The sequence below is a fragment of the Anaerospora sp. genome (genome assembly GCF_032013335.1).
Taxonomy (GTDB): Bacteria; Bacillota; Negativicutes; order Sporomusales; family DSM-15969; genus Anaerospora.
Genome location: NZ_DALZUO010000017.1, coordinates 1 through 20,984, shown reverse-complemented (window position 1 = coordinate 20,984; position 20,984 = coordinate 1). Strand labels below are relative to the sequence as shown.

21 protein-coding genes are annotated in these 20,984 nt (G+C 46.4%); 1 reads left to right on the top strand and 20 read right to left on the bottom strand.

Translation table 11 applies throughout. From position 1 onward, the window contains the following. Positions 1–5: 5 nt before the first annotated feature. The 6 genes from scfA to rapZ form a co-directional block, all read right to left on the bottom strand. Positions 6–146, bottom strand: coding sequence for a six-cysteine ranthipeptide SCIFF (scfA, locus tag RTR76_RS13715; protein ID WP_132082054.1), 141 nt, complete (start codon positions 144–146; stop codon positions 6–8). A 101-nt stretch (positions 147–247) separates the two neighbouring features. Next, positions 248–1,321 (bottom strand): copper amine oxidase, encoded by a 1,074-nt coding sequence (locus RTR76_RS13710; protein WP_312521598.1) that lies wholly within the window; start codon positions 1,319–1,321, stop codon positions 248–250. A 91-nt stretch (positions 1,322–1,412) separates the two neighbouring features. Continuing rightward, positions 1,413–3,107, bottom strand: a complete 1,695-nt coding sequence (locus RTR76_RS13705) for a methyl-accepting chemotaxis protein (RefSeq protein WP_312521596.1) — start codon at positions 3,105–3,107, stop codon at positions 1,413–1,415. Between the two features lie 186 nt (positions 3,108–3,293). Further along, entirely contained in the window at positions 3,294–4,247 is a 954-nt protein-coding gene (gene whiA, locus RTR76_RS13700; protein WP_312521594.1) for a DNA-binding protein WhiA, read from the bottom strand. A gap of 13 nt (positions 4,248–4,260) precedes the next feature. Continuing rightward, entirely contained in the window at positions 4,261–5,616 is a 1,356-nt protein-coding gene (locus RTR76_RS13695; protein ID WP_312521592.1) for a YvcK family protein, read from the bottom strand. Between the two features lie 299 nt (positions 5,617–5,915). After that, on the bottom strand, positions 5,916–6,806 hold the full coding sequence (gene rapZ, locus RTR76_RS13690) for an RNase adapter RapZ (RefSeq protein WP_312521590.1): 891 nt from the start codon (positions 6,804–6,806) through the stop codon (positions 5,916–5,918). Positions 6,807–7,045: 239 nt separating this feature from the next. Between rapZ and RTR76_RS13685 the strand changes: the two genes are divergently transcribed. Beyond that, positions 7,046–8,230: an ATP-binding protein gene (locus RTR76_RS13685; RefSeq protein WP_312521588.1), complete on the top strand. Its 1,185-nt coding sequence runs from the start codon at positions 7,046–7,048 to the stop codon at positions 8,228–8,230. 64 nt (positions 8,231–8,294) lie between these two features. Here the strand turns inward: RTR76_RS13685 and RTR76_RS13680 are convergent, their stop codons facing one another. From RTR76_RS13680 to hisC, 14 genes are all read right to left on the bottom strand, one after another. Then, positions 8,295–8,876 (bottom strand): hypothetical protein, encoded by a 582-nt coding sequence (locus RTR76_RS13680; protein ID WP_312521586.1) that lies wholly within the window; start codon positions 8,874–8,876, stop codon positions 8,295–8,297. Positions 8,877–8,934: 58 nt separating this feature from the next. Beyond that, entirely contained in the window at positions 8,935–10,275 is a 1,341-nt protein-coding gene (gene bioA, locus RTR76_RS13675; protein WP_312521584.1) for an adenosylmethionine--8-amino-7-oxononanoate transaminase, read from the bottom strand. Next, positions 10,265–11,005, bottom strand: a complete 741-nt coding sequence (gene bioD, locus RTR76_RS13670; RefSeq protein WP_312521582.1) for a dethiobiotin synthase — start codon at positions 11,003–11,005, stop codon at positions 10,265–10,267. Before bioD ends, bioA begins: the two co-directional genes overlap by 11 nt. 12 nt (positions 11,006–11,017) lie before the next feature. After that, positions 11,018–12,184, bottom strand: a complete 1,167-nt coding sequence (gene bioF, locus RTR76_RS13665; RefSeq protein WP_312521580.1) for an 8-amino-7-oxononanoate synthase — start codon at positions 12,182–12,184, stop codon at positions 11,018–11,020. Positions 12,185–12,208: 24 nt separating this feature from the next. Then, positions 12,209–12,958 (bottom strand): 6-carboxyhexanoate--CoA ligase, encoded by a 750-nt coding sequence (locus RTR76_RS13660; RefSeq protein ID WP_312521579.1) that lies wholly within the window; start codon positions 12,956–12,958, stop codon positions 12,209–12,211. Beyond that, entirely contained in the window at positions 12,942–13,451 is a 510-nt protein-coding gene (locus RTR76_RS13655) for a hypothetical protein (RefSeq protein WP_312521577.1), read from the bottom strand. Before RTR76_RS13655 ends, RTR76_RS13660 begins: the two co-directional genes overlap by 17 nt. A gap of 165 nt (positions 13,452–13,616) precedes the next feature. Then, positions 13,617–14,756: a glycerate kinase gene (locus RTR76_RS13650; RefSeq protein WP_312521575.1), complete on the bottom strand. Its 1,140-nt coding sequence runs from the start codon at positions 14,754–14,756 to the stop codon at positions 13,617–13,619. Between the two features lie 116 nt (positions 14,757–14,872). Then, positions 14,873–15,673 (bottom strand): Cof-type HAD-IIB family hydrolase, encoded by an 801-nt coding sequence (locus tag RTR76_RS13645; RefSeq protein WP_312521573.1) that lies wholly within the window; start codon positions 15,671–15,673, stop codon positions 14,873–14,875. A 345-nt stretch (positions 15,674–16,018) separates the two neighbouring features. After that, on the bottom strand, positions 16,019–16,363 hold the full coding sequence (locus RTR76_RS13640) for a phage holin family protein (protein WP_312521571.1): 345 nt from the start codon (positions 16,361–16,363) through the stop codon (positions 16,019–16,021). Between the two features lie 67 nt (positions 16,364–16,430). Further along, positions 16,431–16,928 (bottom strand): methylated-DNA--[protein]-cysteine S-methyltransferase, encoded by a 498-nt coding sequence (locus tag RTR76_RS13635; protein WP_312521569.1) that lies wholly within the window; start codon positions 16,926–16,928, stop codon positions 16,431–16,433. A 14-nt stretch (positions 16,929–16,942) separates the two neighbouring features. Next, positions 16,943–17,731, bottom strand: a complete 789-nt coding sequence (locus RTR76_RS13630; RefSeq protein WP_312521567.1) for an ABC transporter ATP-binding protein — start codon at positions 17,729–17,731, stop codon at positions 16,943–16,945. Further along, positions 17,728–18,531, bottom strand: a complete 804-nt coding sequence (locus RTR76_RS13625) for an ABC transporter permease (RefSeq protein WP_312521696.1) — start codon at positions 18,529–18,531, stop codon at positions 17,728–17,730. Before RTR76_RS13625 ends, RTR76_RS13630 begins: the two co-directional genes overlap by 4 nt. A 60-nt stretch (positions 18,532–18,591) precedes the next feature. Beyond that, the gene (locus RTR76_RS13620) at positions 18,592–19,599 is read right to left on the bottom strand and encodes an ABC transporter substrate-binding protein (protein ID WP_312521565.1); all 1,008 of its coding nucleotides are present in this window, start codon (positions 19,597–19,599) and stop codon (positions 18,592–18,594) included. 86 nt (positions 19,600–19,685) lie between these two features. Further along, entirely contained in the window at positions 19,686–20,795 is a 1,110-nt protein-coding gene (gene hisC / locus RTR76_RS13615) for a histidinol-phosphate transaminase (protein ID WP_312521563.1), read from the bottom strand. Positions 20,796–20,984: the final 189 nt, after the last annotated feature.

The following is a 20,984-nucleotide window of genomic DNA, read 5'->3' as shown; positions in this document are numbered from 1 at the left end:
ACGGCTTACTTCTGACAAACCTGATTGCCAACCGTGCAAGAAGTTTTGCAAGCTGATTGGCAGGAAGTTTGGCATTCACCGCAGCCACCGGTATGTACCGTTTGCTGCAGAGAAGCTGTACTAATGGTAATAACGTGCTTTGCCATCATGAATCCCTCCTCGCTGCAAATAATGTGCCATTGCTTCATATATGATAACACATAATGGAAAAAGCAACAATACTTTTTACCGCTGCCCAGCCAATTCATTAATGCTTAGGAGCCAGAATAACCTTTACCGGCAGATTAGAAGCACCTGGGGGCGAAAAGGTAAACCATAGAGACTGCCCCCCCTCGAAGTTGCCAAGGAGCTGCATATCTTGCTCAGTTGAGGCACCAAAGAACAGACGATCGGCAGGGGTATCCATTTGTCCGGGAACATACTGGTATTTGATACCGAGTGCTCCGGCATATTCTCCCCCTCTGGGATTAAGATAATAACTGATCTTTCCATTTGACTGTGAAGGCATAAACATGCGGTATACAACACCATAATTGCCGTAGTTCAGCACCTCAGATCCATCAGTGGCGTCGATGCCTTTCATATAAACATCCGTTTTATTATCTGCCAGCGTAATGGCCACCGCACCATGCTCTTTCGGATCATAAATTGCATGGGGAATGAGCATACGGTCTTTTCCTTCAAAGGTGCCGCGCAGGCGCCACTTATCGGCGGGCAGGATTTTTGCGGTAGCTGCAAATTTTCTTACATTTTCTTTGACCGGCAGCATCATGACTTTAATGGTTACCGGCTGATCGGCATAAAAATCGTACATGCCGTTGACCAGCATATTTGGCTCAACAACTGCATCATTCAATTGATAGATCAGCTGAGTTGCTCCCTTAGCCGGAACTTCAACCAGGTACGTGTCACGCATCGCAAAATACTGAGTCTGAACAGCTTTTCCTACTTGCAGATAGTCTAAGCTAGGACCTCCCAAACCATGTTGATATACGGTAACATTTGCCGGCTCAGAACCACTGTTTTCCAATAATACAACGATTTTCTTTGGCTCGTTCGTAGCATTTACATGATGAAAGAAAAGCCGGCCTTCACCACTGACAGTGTCTTGATACATAATACCATCAGCAGGCACCATTTCGGGACTATCGGATAATAAAAGCTTACCGCCGTAATTACTTGTTGTCATTTTCCATTCCGGCAGCTGCAGAACATTCACCTGGCTAGGATCTATATCGCTGTGAGCAGCAAAAACCGTACTGCCTGCTGCCATTGTTGCCACAATTGCAATCATCCATGTCCTTACCCATTTTCCTAACATATGTACCTCCCTAGTCGTAAACATAATGTCATTATAACAACTAAGGAGTGATCTGTAAAATTACAAAATAGGGTAAAAACCATGTCCTGCCTTAATAATGAAACCGAGAAACCGTATTTTGCAGGTCTTGCGCTAACTTAGCTAAAGCCTGGCTGGCGGCAGCTACTTCTTCCATACTAGCCAGTTGTTCCTGACTGGCATCAGAAACAGACTGGGTTTGAACCGCCATATTAGCGGTAATTGCTTCCATGTTACGGATTGATCCAACTATTTGCTGACTACCAGCTGCCAATTCATTGGTAACTGTCGAGATGTTCTTAACCTGCCCAGCTACCAACCCTATCAACCGGTGAATATCACCGAAGGCCTGACCGGCAGTAGAGACTACTTGCGTTCCACTATTTACTTCCGTTATGCCAGACTGCATAACGGTAACCGCTTCAGCCGTGTCCACTCTCACTTGATTAATGAGCGCGGCAATTTGTTTGGTGGCAGCTTCCGACTGCTCAGCCAATTTACGGACCTCTTCGGCTACTACGGCAAAGCCTCTGCCCTGTTCACCGGCCCGAGCCGCTTCAATTGCAGCATTAAGCGCCAACAGATTCGTCTGTCCGGCAATAGCTGCAATTGTCTCAACTATTTTTCCAATCTCGGCAGAATGACCGCTCAGTTTACTTACTACCTGAGCAGAACGACCCACTGACTGCTCAATTCCCTGCATCTGCCGCACTGCCTCCTGAATGGCTTCGCTACCGGAATCTGCCGCTTTAGTCGTCTTATCTGTCATTTCATCAACAAGCTTCGCATTAGCTGCCGCTTGTTGAATACGCTCTGTCATTTCTTCTACGACAACCACTGTTTGTTCCATTGTTTTTACTTGCTTTTCGTTGTCTACTGCCACCTCAACAATAGCTGTTGCTACTTGCTCTGCAGCCTGGCTCGATTCATCAGCATTAGCACTTAGTTCCTGAGAAGAGGCCGCAACCAGATCAGCAGACTGTGATACCTGACTTACCAGTTGACGCAAGCTGTTTATCATCTGATTGAGCGACCGGCATAAATCGCCGATTTCATCATTTGACGTGCACGGCAGCGCTTCAATTTGCAAATTCCCCTTAGCCACCTGTCCTACTGACATGCCCATAGCGATAATAGGCTGCGTCAGCCTCCGTCCCACATACCAAGTTAATACACACCCGCCGAGCAGCACTACAAATGCCACAACAGCAAATTTCAACAAAAATTGTTCCATTAGCTTGTCGGCAAATTCCTTAGAAGCACCTACGTAAAACATGCCGACAACCGTTCCCTGTCCATCACGCAGCGGTACATAAGATGTTTGGTATTTAACTCCCACTACTTCTGCTTCTCCAATATAAACCTGACCTTGCTTGAGCACTACATCAGCAACTTGCGAAGATGACTGCGTACCAGTTGCCCTCTTTCCGTCACGCATTACATTCGTAGTGACTCGTTTATCCTTAGCAAACAGCGTTACCGTATCGCTAGTCATTATTCCTATTTTATCCACAATTTCCGTATGATCATTAAACTTTACGGTACCTTTATAAAGTACGCCGTCTTTCTCCTGCCAGGCTCCGGGATAGAGCGCGTCAATGATAGCCAAGCCTGTAGCCTGGTCGGACTGCACCTTTTGGATTGCCGCAGCATTAATCTGGGCCTCCATATTCGTTACGGCAACAACACTAATACTGAGACAAACAACCAGAAGAATGGCAATAATCGTTGCCACCAGCTTAAGTTGTAGTCCTATACGGATATTCATAGCTAAAGCACCTGCTTCATATTATTATTTGTTGATATGTATTTGCCATAAATATTCATTTTCCTTCCAATGAAATGAATTTTGTATTTGTTTTTTGCAATTAAGTAGAAAAGGGGACAGTACCCCTTTGGATTTCTGCAAATAGAAAAAGTCTGCCTGGATACTATCCATACAGACTTTATGCTATCAGCTAGGATCGGGCGCTTTTTTCGCTGCAAGATCATCCGCTAATTGTTCCAGCTTGCGCAGGCGATGATTCATTCCTGACTTTGATACACCTTCATCAAGTGCCTCCACCAGCTCATTTAAGGTTGCTTCCGGGTAAGCTAACCTCACTTCCGCTGCTTGACGCAACCCTCGAGGAAGCTTGTCAAGGCCTATTGCCTGGGCAATATGTTTGATTTTTTCTACTTGACGAACAGCCGCATTGACTGTTTTTTGCAGGTTGGCCGTTTCACAGTTAACCAGCCGGTTAACCTGATTACGCATATCTTTTACAACCCGGACATTCTCAAAATCCAACAACGCCTGATGAGCGCCAATAATATTCAAAAAAGAGGTAATGGCATTGCCCTCTTTCAGATACACAATATAGTCATTTTTGCGGTCCGTCATCCGGGCGGGCAGGCCAAAGGACTTCATAATCCGAACCAATGCTTTGGCAAAATCATTGTTCCCTGTTACCAGTTCCAAATGGTAGTCGCCAGCCGGTTTATTAACCGAACCGCCGCCTAAAAAAGCGCCTCGCAGATAAGCACGGCGGCAGCAGGCTTTTTTCAGTAAGCCGCCATCCTGACTGGCATTAAAGTTTTCGCCTTGCATGATACCTAAAGTAACCAAGAGCTCGGAAACATTCGGAGCCGGCACGACTCTTAGCATATAGGAATTGCTTTTTTTCAGACGCCGCCCTCTGCTGACCATTACTTCCGTCTTTAAGTTAAAATTGCGCTTAATAAGCGATAAAACCTTGCGGGCAACGGCTGCATTTTCTGTTATAAAGTTCATCCCTACGTTATTGCCGCCGCCAATCAGCATTGCTCCACCCATACGCATAAGCGATGCCAGCTCGGCAACCTGGCAGCAATCGGTATCACCGATAACGCGGGCCAGTTCATTTTTTACTTCTACTGAAAAAGACAAGTTTCTCTCACTCTCAATCTTTCAGTTCTTTTATATTTTCGCCAATTAAATAATAATCAAGCAGTTTCATCCGCTCTGAACTGGCTTTTAGCTGGTATACCATCGTCATAATTGTACGGGACAATTTAACCGGATCATGACGAACCAAGTTTGTTTCACTGATTAGGTTAGCTTCTACAACCTTAACTCCCAACGCCTGCAGTTCTTCAATATCCGCTTGTACCGGATATGCGCCCTGGCTGGCATAGGTTTGCTGCAGCGTGCAGGCAACCCCTTCCACATTGACAACTACATAATCAATAACGCCTGGTCCAACATGATCAAAAATCGCCTTCACATGCTGTGAGGCAGTATAATGATCGGTCTCACCTGGCTGCGTCATTACATTGCATATATAAATTTTAACCGCCTGACTTTGCCGCAAGGCATCTGCTATACCATCTACCAGCAAATTAGGAAGTACACTGGTATATAGGCTGCCGGGCCCCAGTATGCAGGCATCGGCTTCTTGTATCGCTTCCAGAGAAGCCTTTACCGGAGCCGCCTGGGCAGGCCGGATTGCAAGCCTTTTTATTACTTTACCGGCTAACGGTATCCGTGACTCCCCTTCTACAACAGTGCCATCTGTCATTTCGGCTACTAAGCGAAGCGTTTCCGTCGAAGCGGGCAGTACCTGTCCGCGCACTTTTAATACTTTGCTGGACTCTCGAAGCGCCTGTTCCACGTCTCCCAGTACTTCCGTCATGGCTGCAATAAAAAGATTACCAAAGCTATGACCGGCCAAAGTGCCTGTTCCACCGAACCGATGTTGGAAGAGTTTTTCCATTAGCGGTTCCGTATCTGCCAAAGCAACCAGACAATTCCGTAAATCACCAGGAGGGATAATACCTAAATCCTCCCGAATGCGTCCCGATGAACCACCGTCATCTGCAACCGTCACCACTGCTGATACATTGCTTGTAACGCTTTTAATCCCTCGCAGCAGCACTGACAAGCCGGTGCCGCCGCCAACCACGACTACCGAAGGGCCCCGGTTAAGCTTGCGTTTTTGAAAAATCAATTCAACCAGCCGCTCTGATCCGTCAGGTATAATAACGCTGATAACCGAACGGATAATCTGCCTGGTGGCAAACATCATTACCATTAACCCCAAAGTAACAACACTAATACCCACGATAACCGTTACTGTATAGTAGTACTTGCCAGTGGCGAGATAAACCATCTTGAATATAGTTTCTTCCAAGGCACCAACGTACTTATAGTTAAATACTACAGCCAAACCAATGCTGACGGCAATAACACCTAAAGAAAACAACAGCAGCCACCGCTTCAGCTTCATACCAGGATATAACCATTTCAAAAAATGCATTATGTCACCTCTCCTAGTAGAGAGTTTTTATTTTCAAAACTTTCTTGCGCTTCATTACGAAAAATCCCAATATAATTCGGTATTACGAGCATTACGATGCAATGCCCCTTATATTATACCCATTCTATCCATTTCCCATTGCGAGCCTGCGATGCAATGCCCACGTCGCCCCCTTGCCGCCAAGCCCCGGCTGTTCAAAAGCAAGTATGGCTAGGCGCCGCGAGCACCGGCACCGGAGGCGTACTGGAAAGTACGTTGAGGATGCCGGTGCTCGCAGCAACAACGTCAGACGCCGCTTTTCAACAGCCGGCCTCGCCCTCGAGGATGTTGTGCTTTATATCCCGATGCTCCACATTGACCTTATACCCTTTATTGCGCAGTCCTTCATAAATCCGGCTGGCAACAAATACAGACCGATGCAGACCACCAGTACAGCCAATAGCAATAATCAGCTGACTTTTGCCTTCTTTTACATAGTTAGGTACTAAAAAATCAACTAAACCGCTCAAGCGTTCCATAAATTGCTGCGTTACCGGCCATTTCCAGATGTAGTCACCCACTTCCTGAACCTGACCGCTCTTTTTACGCAGGGACTCAACATAAAACGGATTAGGCAAAAATCTCACATCAAATACCATATCCGCATCCAGAGGAATACCGTATTTAAAGCCAAAAGAAACTACTGTAATAGTCATCCGCTCTTGTTCTAATTCACCCGCAAAAAAAGTGGCGATTTTCTCACGCAGCTGGGTCGTAGATAAATCGGACGTGTCAATAATCCGGGTAGCACGACCACGAATATGTTCCAAACGGTCTCTTTCGCGGTTAATACCTTCGCTAAGACGGCCATGAGGCGACATGGGATGACGGCGGCGTGTTTCTTTATAGCGGCGAATCAGAGTTTCATCAGCCGCTTCCAAAAATAGAATTTCATATAAATACCCTTGCTTCTCCAACTCTTCCAGCGCTTGAATCAATGTATCAAAAAATTCACCGCCCCGGATATCTACAACCAGCGCAATACGGCTGACCCGTCCACCCGACTGGGCACACAGCTCTGCAAACTTTGGAATCAGCATGGGCGGCAAATTGTCCACACAGAAATATCCCATATCTTCCATTGCCCGTACAACCTGCGTTTTTCCGGCTCCTGACATACCGGTAATAATGACTAATCGAAAGTTTTCCATGTCTGCTCACCTCAGATGCATATCACTATCATTATAGGATAGATTGACCAAAATTGCAAAAATAAGGGCAATTGATTGGTAGAAAAACTTTATTAACTGTTCTTTAATAATTTTAAAACATTTATGGGAATTTTTTGGAATTTATATCAAAATATGGAAGGTAATTTTATTATTATAGCGAATAAAGTAAAAAAATTTGCGAATACAACTTCTGTTTCGGCATAGAAAGGAGCTCCGCTGTGAAAAACGAAATAATCCTGGGAGTGCGGCCTAATAATGTGGCAAATCAGGAAACTCCTGTGCTCCATTATCGATCTAAAGCCCAGGCAAGCGAGACGCTCCACCAGACAGCCATTAAGGAACTATGCGCGGTCAATGCTGCACTACAGTTGGAAATTGAACAAATCCGCCAACGAGAAGAAGAGCTCACTCATTTTTTTGAATTAATTCCCGATGCCCTCATCGTTATTACTTTTAATAAAAAATTGGTTCGGATTAATTCTGCTTTTTGCTGCCATATGGGTTATCCACCTGATGAATTAAAAAATATCCCTTTGAAGTATTTAATTCATCCTGAAGATATTGATATGACACGTGCTTACCTAGAACAAGTCAAAAAAGAACCTAACCACGTATATTTCGAAAACAGGTTTCTTACTAAAGATGGTACCTATCGCAACCTGTCGTGGACAGCAACCTCTATCGCTAAAAAGGAATTAATCTATGCTGTCGGCAAAGATATTACGCAGCAAAAACAGTTGCGTAAAAAAGCTGCTGTGCTGGAAAAATTAAATTTTGCCGGTGAAATGGCAATCAACATTGGTCATGAAATCCGCAATCCCTTAACAACAGTAAGAGGCTATCTGCAAAGAATGTCACTCAAAGCACCTGATAAACTGCAGGATGCCTTCCAGCTCATGATTACTGAGCTGGATCACAGCAATGCCATCATCAGCCAATTCTTATTTCTAGCTCGCAATAAATCAATTAACCGCAAGTGGCAAAATCTAAATACCATTATTTCCGCATTGGCACATACATTAGAGCTGGAAGCAAACTTAGCTGATCAAACGCTTTGCCTTCGGTTAGGAAATATTCCGGACATGCTGCTCGATGAGCAGGAAATTGCTAAACTGCTGGTATGCCTGTGCAACAATGCACTGGAAGCATCATCAGCTAAGCATTGCATTACCATTTCAACTTCAGTGGAAGGCAATAAAGGAATATTATCGGTAAGCGATACCGGCTGCGGCATGCCCGACGAAGTAGTAGAAAGATTGGGTACTCCCTTCTTTACCACCAAACCCGGCGGTATTGGTCTTGGCTTGGCTGTGTGCTACAGCATTGCTGCCCGCCACAACTTAACAATTGATGTACAATCCTCTCCGCGCGGCACAACGGTATCAGTCTTTTTTCCATTATAGCCTACTCACTTCCAGCAATGTAAAGAGCAGCCTGTTTTCTCGAAAAAGCAGGCTGCTCTTTACATTATTTATTCATTATAGGAAATTGTACCCCTCCGGCAACCGATTTGGGGTCACCATACACCCACCAGGACACATTTTTATATAATGGCCCGTTTATTTGAGCGGCCGGTCCCTGGTTACCCCAGCCAACTCCTAAGTTTACAGCAGGCTTAGGTGTCGTCAGGTTAATGCGCATTTCTGTCTGCTCGGTAACAACTAGTTTGCCATTTTCAAACTTGGTATCTTCCTTTACATCTGCCGGCACCTCAAATTCCTTGCCATTTACTTTAACATAAATTTTGCCTTGTTTTTTTTCAAACTGGACATCTGTCTTTTCAGTAATACCTGTTTTAGCATCTGTTTCTTTCGGAACATAAACAACTTCTTTGGTCACACTGCTCTGTCCCTGAATGTAGACTACCTGAGGATCGCTGGCCTTTCCCTTTTCTCCGCTAGTATTAACGATAACGGTTGGTTGCTTCTCGGTTGTAGTTTGTTTATTAGCAGCATATTGTTTGTACTCATAGTAGGCAACAGAAAAAACCAGTAGAATGAGTAGCAGGCTGAGGAAGTATTTCCATTCCTGCTGTATAACACGCATCACAGCCATTTCCCCCTTTTTATTCCCATTACATGATATGCACAAAGGGGGAAAAAATGATTTAACCGGTAATTTCCTGAACACAGCGGTAAATAATATCCAGCATCACTTCTATTTCATTTGCAGTACTCGCCAATGGTGGCATGAAGACAATCACGTCGCCGAGGGGGCGAATGATCAGCCCGTATTCGCGAGCCAGCATACATACCCGATGTCCAATCTGCCGGTCAGCCGGAAAAGGCGTCTTGCTTTTTTTATCTGCCATCAGCTCTACACCGATCATCAATCCGCACTGGCGAATGTCAGCTACTGCTGGTAACTCCCCAAAACCTGCCAGTTTGCTTTTTGCAGCAGCAATTTTAACTGCCAGACCTTCTATAACCTGATCTTGTTGAAAAACCTCAAGATTAGCCAGTGCCGCAGCGCAGGCAAGAGCATTACCTGTATAAGAATGACCGTGAAAAAATGTCCTTTGCGAAGCCCGGTCGCCTAAAAATGCCTGATAAATCTCATCAGTAGTAATAGTTGCAGCCAACGGTAAATATCCGGCAGTAATTCCTTTGGCCATCGTCATGATGTCGGGAGACACGTTCTCATGTTCACAGGCAAACATCTTGCCTGTCCTGCCAAAACCAGTTGCCACTTCATCAACAATTAAAAGAACATTATACTGTTTGGTTAACTCCCGGATACGCCGCAAATAACCAGTTGGTTGTGTCAGCATACCGGCAGCTCCCTGTACCAGGGGCTCAACAACCATAGCAGCAATTTCTTCATGCTGCTCCTCAAGAAACTTTTCTACCGCCGTAATACAGGCACCAGATTCACATTCTCCGGCCTGTCCAGGAAATTCACAGTGATAACAGCAAGGCGACGGCACATGAATAGTTTCAAACAGCAATGGTCCAAAGATCCTGTGAAATAAATCAATGCCTCCTACACTTACCGAACCTACCGTATCACCGTGATAAGCATTAGTAAGGGTAACAAATTTTTGTTTCTTTGTACTGCCTTTCAACTGCCAATACTGGTAAGCCATTTTGACAGCTATTTCCACAGCAGTAGAGCCACTGTCGGAATAGAATACCTTCCTGAGCCCCGATGGAACAATTCCGATCAGCTTTTCGGCCAGTTCGGCCGCGGGTGCACTTGCCAGCCCCAGCATAGTTGTGTGGGCAATTTTCCCTAGCTGACTGATAATGGCCTGATCAATTTCAGCTTTACGATGACCATGTACATTCAACCATAAAGAGGAAACGCCATCATAATACGATTTCCCCTCCGTATCTATCAGCCGTATGCCATCACCACCAGCAATGACAAGCTGTGGATTTTCTACCCATTCCTGCATTTGGGTAAAGGGATGCCAGACATACGTTTTATCTTTACACTCAATATTCATTTTGCTTCTCCCCCACTATCGCTGCAATTGTCTGCATATCTAGATGCTTTTCAGCTAAATACGCCAATCTTTCGTGTAAGCCCGCATGTTCTGCTATGGCGGGGTCATAGGGAAATCTACCAATAATGGGCAATTGAGTCAGTTGTTCAATATAGGCAAGATTACTTGACTGAAGCACGGTGTCTTGCTGTTCCCATTTATTGATAACAATCCCTGCCACCTCCAGTTGAAGAGCTTGAGCATATGCGGCTGTTAAAACAGTATGGTTAATTGTCCCCAAATTAGGCCTTGCAACAATAAGTGCCGGTAGTCCTAAAGCCTTCATCAAATCAGCTACCAGAACATTCTCCCAGATTGGTGCAGTAATACCGCCTACCCCCTCTACCAGGACAATATCATGAGTCGCTGCCAGTGTGCGATATGCGACAAGCAATTCATCGACAGCAATCACTACGCCGCTCACCTGCGCTGCCACCGCCGGTGTCAACGCCGGTTCAAGGCAGACAGGGTTAACAAGACTGCGCGCCTCTTCGGGTATGAGTGCAGCCTGCATGAGAAAATCAGCATCCTCTGAAATAAGGTTACCCGCACTATTGTATACACCGCCTGAAGCTACCGGCTTCATGACAGCCACGTTCAGCCCACGGGCTTTAAGTGCTGCGGCTATTGCCCCTGTTATTACCGTTTTTCCTACTTCCGTATCAGTTGCCGTAATAAATAAGCCTGTCACTTTACTTCCTCCCTAAATTACGCCTAGCTGGCGTCCTATCGTGCAAATTGCCTGACTTGCTTTCGTTAGCTCTGCCAGACTGTGCGCAGCTGATACCGTAATGCGCAGACGGCTGGCTCCTGCCGGTACGGTCGGTGGTCGGATAGCGGAAACGACAATTCCTTCTTTTTTCAGCAGCTGGGCAAATTCCACCGCTAAATATGCATCGCCTACTATTACAGGTAGTATTGCAGTCGTACTGCCGCAAGTATCAAATCCGGCCTGGTTTAATTTCGTGCGCAGATACGCGGCGTTGGCTTTCAGTCTGTCGACCATATCCGGCTGCCCAGACAATACCTGCAGCGCTGCGAGAGCAGCCGCTGTCGTAGCCGGAGCTAGAGCTGTAGAAAAAATAAAACTGCGCGCTTTATTGATCAGATAGTCCATTAATACCTGTGAACCGGCAGCATAGCCTCCTTCAGCGCCAAGCGACTTACTAAGAGTACCCATGGTAATATGGACCTGACCTTCAAGCCCAAAGCTGGCAGCCGTTCCCCGTCCGCCAGGTCCAATCACTCCGGTGGCATGAGCATCATCAACCATAATAAGTGCATCAGCCTTGCGGGCCAATTGGACAATATCATCCAAGCGGGCTATATCTCCATCCATACTGAAGACTCCATCCGTAACAATAAGCCGCCGTCCGCTGCAGGCTGTGTTTGTCAGCAAATCAGCCAATTGGTTCATGTTGCTGTGGCCGTAGATCACCGTCCTTCCCCGGGAAAGCCGGCAGCCATCGATGATACTGGCATGGTTGAGCTCATCGCTAAAGATAACATCGTCTTTACCGGCTAGAGAACTAATAATGCCCACATTAGCCATATAGCCAGTATTGAATATCAAGGCCGCCTCTGTTCCCTTAAAAGCAGCCAGCTTGTTCTCTAACTGTCGGTAAAGCAAATGATTGCCTGTTGTCAGCCGCGAGCCGCCTGAGCCTGTACCAAAAGTCAAACTGGCAGAAGCGGCAGCCTGTTGGACTGCCGGGTGATGGGTTAGCCCTAGATAATTATTAGCAGCCATCATTAAGTACTGTCTGCCCTCACTATCGGCATGAACAGCATCGCGGGGTATATAGTCAACTAACCGGCGATATAAGTGTTCTCGTTCCGCCTGCTCCAATGCATGTTGGTAAAACTCCATTATTGTCCCCTGCCTTATAAAAGACTAAATTGTAACAAGTACCGGCTGGCGGCCCAAATAGTCAATCAATGCTGCCAGGTCGGTGCCGGGGCGCAGAAAAAATATCCTGCCGCCAACCGGGCTGCCATAATTCTTAAGTTGAGTGAACCGGCAATACCCTGCAGGCGAAGCCACATAGCCTGCCGTATATTCCGGATCATCGGACCAGCACAGCTCCGCAGCTACTTGGGGAGCGGCTGCAACTTTGGATGCGAGAACCAAGGCTTCCCGGACATGTATATTTGTCAGCCCGAGGCCTGACAAACGCTGGTGATAGTCCTGATCATCAGCAATATCCATCCGCGATACTCTGATACCCGCCTGCCCGGCTTCATCCAAACGTTTGCCTGTATCCTTGCAAAACAGCATTGCGCCGCGCATACTGTCCGGCAGCGACAGTAATGCCTCCATTGCCGAACACACAGCCCGCTCGCTGACACCTCTGCGCATCAGAACAGTCATGGCAGCCCTTCTCCCGGCCTCAGCATCTGGTACATCAACTGTTGTTACGGGAAGCAGTGGTACATGACGAATTTGTTTTGGGTTCACTGCTTCAATGGTAATGGTGATAAAATCAGCACATCCTCTGGAATGCCCCAACGCACGGGCAACCATTTCCCCGGCAATTTGCTGAATCTCGTCATGCTCTGCCAGGCGCTCAGCCCCGGAAATATGGCGCCCCCCCGCCTCATGAGCTCCCCCTTTAGCTGATCGCATTCTAACGCTGTATAGCATGATTCACGACCTTTTCTGTCTGCCGCTTTACCCTGCCCAGCAGCATGGTAAGCGGCCAGGCAGCAAAGGCCGTATAAACCATACCGGGGATGGCGGCAAGTACCAGCGGGATTGCCGCTTTCCCCAATAAACCGCCCAGTGCCAGACGGGCGACTGCCGATCCCACCGGACCGGCAAGTGAAACTACCGGCCATGAAGTGCCAAAGGCAGTCAGCAAACCACCAACGGTGAGCCGGAAAACCATAGCAATGAATACGTTCAGTAAGTTACTAGTGCCAAGAGCCAGACTGATGGCACTCGCTAAAATGCCAGCAATAATATAGCGTTTAAAGCCAAAAACGGCACAAATGGCAACTGCCAGCGGCGCTGATAATTGAAATTCCGTTCCCGGTACCAGTCCAGGCAGCTTCACCGCTCCCGTAACTGATATAAGCGCTACTAACAGCGCCGTTTCCGTCAGGGTGCGTACATTGTTTGTTTTGTCTTCCCACACTTCACACACTTCCCTCCACATTGTTAACCTTTGATTCACAATCGGTTAACCATTAAAATATACTTAACTCCTACGGTTTTTATTTATGTACAAAAAGACCGTTAACTAATTTGTAAAAATCAGTTAACAGTCTCACTATATACCAAAATTCTTAGGTTGTAAATACTAAATCATCTTACCTACCTGCAGCAAGCGGCACAGTCGGGCTGCTGCTGCTTCAATCAGCTCAGACCCCTGAGCTACACACTCTTCAAGCCCCATTGGCTGGGGTACAACAGACATAATGCCATCAATTCCCTGCTTTAACACAGCATCGGCACCATCTCCCAAGCCACCCGACAAGCACACAACAGGTACACCGTGCTGTTTAGCCACCTTTGCCACGCCAACGGGAGCCTTGCCAAAAGCAGTCTGAAAATCTGTCCGCCCCTCACCGGTAATAACAAGGCTGGCTTTAGCGGCAAGTTCACTAAAGCCGGTTGTCTCCAAAACAATTTCCACTCCCGGTCGCAGCTTTGCATTGGTGAAAAATAATAAACCTGCTCCGAGCCCTCCGGCAGCACCAGCTCCGGCACATTCTGCAATATCCTTACTAGTAGCCTGCTTAGCGATAGAGGCAAAATTAGCCAGCGCTTCATCCAGCTGCGATACGATTTCCGGAGTAGCCCCTTTTTGTGGACCATATACTGCCGTGGCACCTCTCAGACCACACAACGGATTATCAACATCACAAGCCACCATGATCGAAGTCTCTGTCAGGCGTTCATCTAGACCAGCTAAATCAATTGCTGCCAAACGAGCCAGAGCCGCCCCCCCGAGCTGCAATTCGCAGCCCTCACTATCCAGCAAACGGGCCCCAAGGGCCTGGGCCATGCCAGCACCACCGTCATTAGTAGCACTGCCGCCAATTCCAATAATCATTTTGCGCAAGCCTTTGTCTAAAACAGCCTTCATCAATTCTCCAGTACCATATGTACTGGCACTGCGAGGATCGCGCCGTTCTTTTGGAATGAGCGGCAACCCGGAAGCTGCAGCCATCTCAATAATCGCTGTTTCACCGTCACCCAGCACACCCCAATAGGCTTCAACAGGCTCACCAAGCGGCCCCTGTACTTGTTGATAGATCTTCTGACCACCTGTAGCTGTTACCAAGGCGTCAACAGTACCTTCTCCACCGTCGGCAATAGGAATCTTTACAATTTCTGCATCTGGAAAGACGTGGAGAACCCCTCGTTCCATTGCCTCTGCCACACCCAGAGCAGACACACTTCCTTTATAGGAATCGGGTGCAATAATAATACGCATGTATTCACTCCCTCATCATTACTGCTAAGATCCGTATATTTACAACCTTTTCAGCAAACCAAGCTTTACATCACTATGATATTAGGCGCGTTTATTATTATTCCTTGTTTTACCACTTATTTTTTAAGTACAAATTTTTCGATGGCCTCTGCCACACCGTCAGCATCATGATGTCCAGTCACAGCCTGAGCAGCCGCTTTTACATTAGCAGCTGCGTTGTCCATTGCAACACCCCATCCGGCATATTGAATCATATCCAGGTCATTTTGTGAGTCTCCTACCGCCATGACCTGTTCACGCGTAATGTGGAGTTTTTCTGCTAAGAAAGCCAGAGCATGTCCTTTATTGACATCCGGATGCGTCATTTCCAGATAGGTTGCTTTCGATCTGGCAATGCAAAGTCGGTCACCAAAGGCTGAGCGTATTTTACTCTCTATTTCGCCCATCTTATCCTCACCGGTAAGCGCAAGCATTTTGGTCGGTGCCCCTGCCATCGTATAAAAGGCATCCCCCAGTGCTACCGCTTTAATGCCAGTCATTCTTTCATAGTAGCGGGAAGTTTCATTATGCTCAGCCACATATAAAATATCATCCACATAAGACTGGATATACCAGCTATTCTCACGAAATAGTGCTAATACTTCTTGGGCAACCTGCTCATCAACCGGCATGTGGTACAAGGTTTCCCCGGACTGAACTCGGCGGATTAAGCCACCGTTGTAGGTAATCAGCGGCACATCCAGTCCTAACTGCTTGGCGTAAATTAATGCAGAACTGTACATGCGGCCAGTGGCTACCGTCACTGTTACTCCCTTCGCGATTGCCTGAGCAATAGCTTCGCGAGTGCGTGGTGAGACAATAAGGCTTTTATTTAAGAGAGTGTCGTCAAGGTCAAGAGCTACTAATTTGATGTCCATAGGATGGTCCTCCTCTAGAGAAATAATGTTTATTCTGGCTCGAATCCTGAAAAATAAAAGGAAATGACCGGTTTCCTACTTTTGTCATCGCCACAAAAGTACCAAAAAGTCTAGGCCTGTCTTCCAATTGCCTTGGAAAATCACTAGCTTACTAAAATTCGTGAAACTCGCTTCGCTCAAACAGTACGAATTTCTTAACGTAAGCTAGTGATTTTCCATCCTTCGGACCGGCAATTTCCAGAAGGGCCGATAAGAACGAGGATAGAACGAAGCAAACAAAAATACATACTGCCGGTCATTATACGAAGAGGACTTGGCTTTCACCAAGTCCTCTTCTTTTTTATCTTACCGGTCCCGAATTATTTTAGTCAGCGTACAACTGCAAACCGTCAATAATACGATAGCTGCAAAGGGCGCAAAAACACTGGAAATCTGAAAACCCGGCAGTGTTTTCACCACCATAAATGGCGCTAGGAGATTGGTAAAAAAGGTTAGCCCACTGAGAGTTGTTACATTAAGCGGCAATGAGCTTAGCTCCATCAAAGGACGAATAGCAGCATTGGCAATACCGATAATTGCTGCTCCCAGCAGCGTACTGCCCAAAGTATCCACAAAAATACCCGGTAATTGAACCACAGCTACAAACAGGATTACCGCATTAATGATAATTCTCAGTAAAAAACCGCACACGGCCGGTTCCCCCTTACACCACATGATATTCCTATTATAAGGGTAATTTTAGAAATAGGCACCCATTTTATTGATTATTTTCCAGCAGCAGCAATGCCGCTTTCATATCTACCCCGCCGCCAAAGCCGGTTAAACTGCCATTAGCACCAATCACGCGGTGACAAGGCACAACAATCGGAGTTCTGTTGATATGCAGGGCGCCGCCCACAGCCCGGGAAGCCTTGGGATGATTAATATTTTGGGCAACCTGGCCATACGTTTCCACTTTTCCATAACCAATTTCATTGGTATAGCGAAGTACGGCTGCCTGAAAGGGCGTATAGCCGCTCCAGTCAATCGGAATATCAAAAATAATGGGAAAGCCTTTAAAATAGCTTTTCAACTGCTGGGTAAGCGGCAACCCTAAGGGATGCTCAGCAGCCTCCGTGATATCCGTAGTTTGAATATCAGCCAACGCCTTTTCCACATCATTTTTTGGAAATCCTACTTCCCAGAGACCTGCATCTGACCAAACTGCTACAGAATACCCCCAGGGTGTTTCCATTACCGTATATAGTTTGCCCATATTCTGCTTCCTCCTTACATATTGCTGTTAGCAGTTTTCCAGCTTTCTTCGCGGATTAGTTCAAGCGCCTGTTTTTTGAGGTCGACAAAACTGTCAGTCAGCTTCATATCATATGTCCGTGAACGCAGCAGTGGTACTTCCAGACGGGCTTTTATCTTACCGGGACGGGCTGTCATTACGTAAATGGTATCGCCCATAAAGATGGCTTCGTCTACATCATGGGTAACAAATAGAATGGTTTTATGCGACTCTTCCCACACGGTAAGCAGCAATTCCTGCATAACTGTGCGCGTCTGGGCATCGAGTGCTCCAAAAGGCTCGTCCATCAGCAGCACCTGCGGATCATTGGCCAAAGCACGGGCAATTGCCACCCGCTGCTTCATCCCTCCTGATAGATTACTAGGGTAGGCTTTTTCAAAGCCTGTTAGTCCGATTTTCTCTAGGTAATGGCGGGCAGTATCCTGCCGCTCTGCTTTCGATTTACCAGCTACATCCAACCCGAATTCAATATTTTCCTGAACGGTCAGCCAGGGAAACAGGGTATAGGATTGAAATACCATGCCTCGGTCGCTGCCTGGTCCTTTTATTTCACGGCCGTCAAGCAATACTTTACCGCTTGATGGCTCTTCCAGACCGGCAATAATCTTTAGTATCGTTGATTTTCCACAACCCGATGGTCCCAGAATTGTAATAAATTCATTTTGCGACACCGTAAAGCTGGTATTTTGCAAAGCAGTTACCTGCTGCCCTTTATCACTAAAAATCTTAGAAACATTATCAATGATCAATTTATCTGCCATCATGCACCGCCTCCCTTCCCCATCCAGGGAAAGAGCTTCTTATACAAACCTTTAAAGAAAACGTCAATTAAGATACCAATCACGCCGATAATAATAATACCGACAATGATATGAGAGGTCTTTAAGAAGCGCTGGGATTGCATAATCATATGTCCGAGTCCTGAGCTGGCTGCAACAATTTCAGCAACGACCAGATAAGTCCAGGCCCAGCCGAACGTAATGCGGAGCGTGTCAACAATACCAGGAAGACTGGAAGGCAATATGACCCGCCAAAAAACAGCACTGCGCGATACGCCCAGCGTATAAGCAGTATCAATCAATGCCTGAGAGACATTTTTGGTAACATCCATGATCATCAGTGTCAACTGAAAGAAAGTACCAAAAAAGATAACCGCCACTTTTTCGCTCTCACCAATTCCCAGCCAAAGGATAAACAGCGGAATAAAGGCAGAAGCAGGCATATACCGCAAAAAGCCCAGCAGTGGTTCCGCAAAAGCTTCACATACCTTCAGACTTCCCATCAAAACTCCAAGCGGAACTCCGATGACAGCTGCCAGTACGAATCCGGCCGTCACCCGGCCTACACTGGCCAGAATATCATCAATTAAATTAAATTCGGTAAACAATGTAATCGCGCTTGTAACAATTTGATCAGGTGCCGGCAAAAAAAGCACCGGTACAAAGCCACTATAGGTAAGCCCTGACCATACTGCAAGCAGCAGGGCAAAGGACAACGCAGTCAATGTGATATACAGCTTGTCCGGAATATCTGCTTTGGGTATTAAATATTTCAACAAGAACACCACCTACTTACACTTTCTAAATAAAACGGCCCGCAAGCGCGGGCCATCGGCCAGTTACTGTTATTTTACTTTGGACAGGAAGCTGGAGTCAATCATATCCACAGTATTAGGCTGCTTGGATATTTTCTTTTTCTCAAAATAGAATTGACCGGCTTTTTTTGCTACGTCATAAATCTGTCCGGGCTTGTCTGCAGCACCGAAGAAAGTTTTGTTGCCATTAAGGTCATAGAACGTTAGCGTTCCCATGTCATCTTTTATTTCTTCCGGTTTCATTTTAAAGCCAGCGGCAATAATCTTGTATGCCTCTTCCTTATTAGCAGCCATAAAGTCGGTTGCCTCTTTTAAAGAGTTAACAAAAGCCTGTACTTCAGTAGGATTAGACTTTACAAAGTCAGCGCGAAAAGCGACAATGTCGGCAATTAAACCGGGGGTATCTTTTGTGCTTACCAGCACTTTGCCCTCTGCTTTAGCACCCTTGGACAACCACGGCTCCCAGGTTACTGCAGCGTCAACCTTGCCGGCAACAAAGGCAGCACCTGCTTCACCGGCTGTCATATTGACAATTTTTACATCCTTATCGCTCAAACCAGCTTTATCCAGCACAGTAAGAGCAAAGAAGTGGCTGGTAGCAGCCTCAGGCAAAGCAATTTCCTTGCCTTTTAAATCAGCTACCGTATTAATCCCCTTGGCATTCTTAACGATAATACCGTCGGCGCCGTTTGAGCTGTCAAAAGCCCAAACAATCTTTGTCGCTACTCCATCGCCTTCAAGTGATACTGCTACATCCAATGCTGTAGCCATAGCCTGAATTTTGTTAGCGAGTATGGCTTGCTTTCTTTCACCTAAGCCATCAATAATCTGTAATTGAACATCAATGCCATTCTTCTCAAAAATCCCCTTTTCCTTGGCTATCAGCAACGGGCCATAGCCGGTAAAAGTAGGCAGAGCCACTACAATTGATTTCTTAGCCTTACTCTGATCAGCCGGAGCTGCCTGTTGGCCCGAACCGCAGCCAACCGTAACGGCCAGCATGAAAATTAGTAAAAATGCTGCTGCTTTTCTTAGCATGAATAACCCTCCATCTATCTCGTTTAAGTATTATTATTCGTATTAATTGCATATTCCCCTGCTAAACTAAGTAAATTTTATACTTTTTATTTATGATACTTTTGTAGAGCTGCAATCAACTTATCATTTTGCAAGGAATTTCCTAATGTTATCCGTACAAAAGTCGGCATTGACCAGTTAGAACCACTACGTATAATTATACCTTCATTGGCTAAAGCCTGGCATAAAGCATCACTGTCTTTCCCTATATCGGCAAAGATAAAATTCGTTTGGGCAGGATATACTTTGTAGCCTAATGCGGACAAATGGGCTGTTAAGCGCCGACGTTCGGTCCCATTTAAAGCAGCTATACGCACACAATAAGACGTATCTGCCAGTGCCGCCAAAGCGGCTGCTTGAGCCAGCGCATTAACGTTAAAAGGCGATCGAACGCGGTCAATCAGTTCCGCTACCTGAGGCCGGGTAATGCCATAGCCCAGTCGCAGTCCTGCCAAGCCATAGATTTTAGAAAATGTACGGACAGCAATGATGTTTGGATACTTGTCCAATAAATCAATACCGGATTTAAAATCAGAGGAGTCTACATATTCGGCATACGCCTCATCAAGCAAAACTAGCACTTGATCAGGCACTTTTTTGAGAAAGCTTTCCAGTTCATTGCCGCCAAAAACTAATCCAGTCGGATTATTGGGATTGCAAAGAACAATTACTTTTGTTGAAGCAGTAATTGCTCCGGCCATAGCGTCCAGGTCTGTTGTTAAATCCAGCCTTACCGGCACAACTACCGGCTGTGCTCCCATCAACCTGGCAGCAAAAGCATACTGTCCAAAAGTAGGATCAGCCACAATCACTTCATCACCTGGGGAAAGAAATGCCTGTGCAACAAGCGTAATGATCTCATCGGCACCATTCGCTAAAAATATGCCATCTGACGTCACGCCAAAATGCTGTGCAAGCGCTACCCTAAGCTCCTTTCCCTCTGGGTCATGATATAAATGAGCTTGTGCTGCCGCCTCTCCCAATGCCGTTATCACCTGAGGTGACGGCCCATAAGGACTCTCATTGAAAGAAAGCTTAATCACATCCTCGCGGCCCAGCAGTTGTCTGAGCTCCGGAATCGTACGGTCCGATAAATCAGGTGTAAAACCCCGCAAGGCCCGAACGGCCTCACGGGGCTGAATGGAATGTTTGTTCAATGTGTACCTCTCCAATTCACTTTAAAATAATCTCTGCTGCAAGCAAAGCAATGCAGCCAAACATGAGATTGCCACGTCGCTATGCTCCTCGCAATGACAGGTGGGCTTGAGCACCACCATGCCTTGCTAATCTGTGCACCCCCGCAGGGGAGCCCTTCACCACCAACTGCCAGCAGGCCCCGTTCCCTC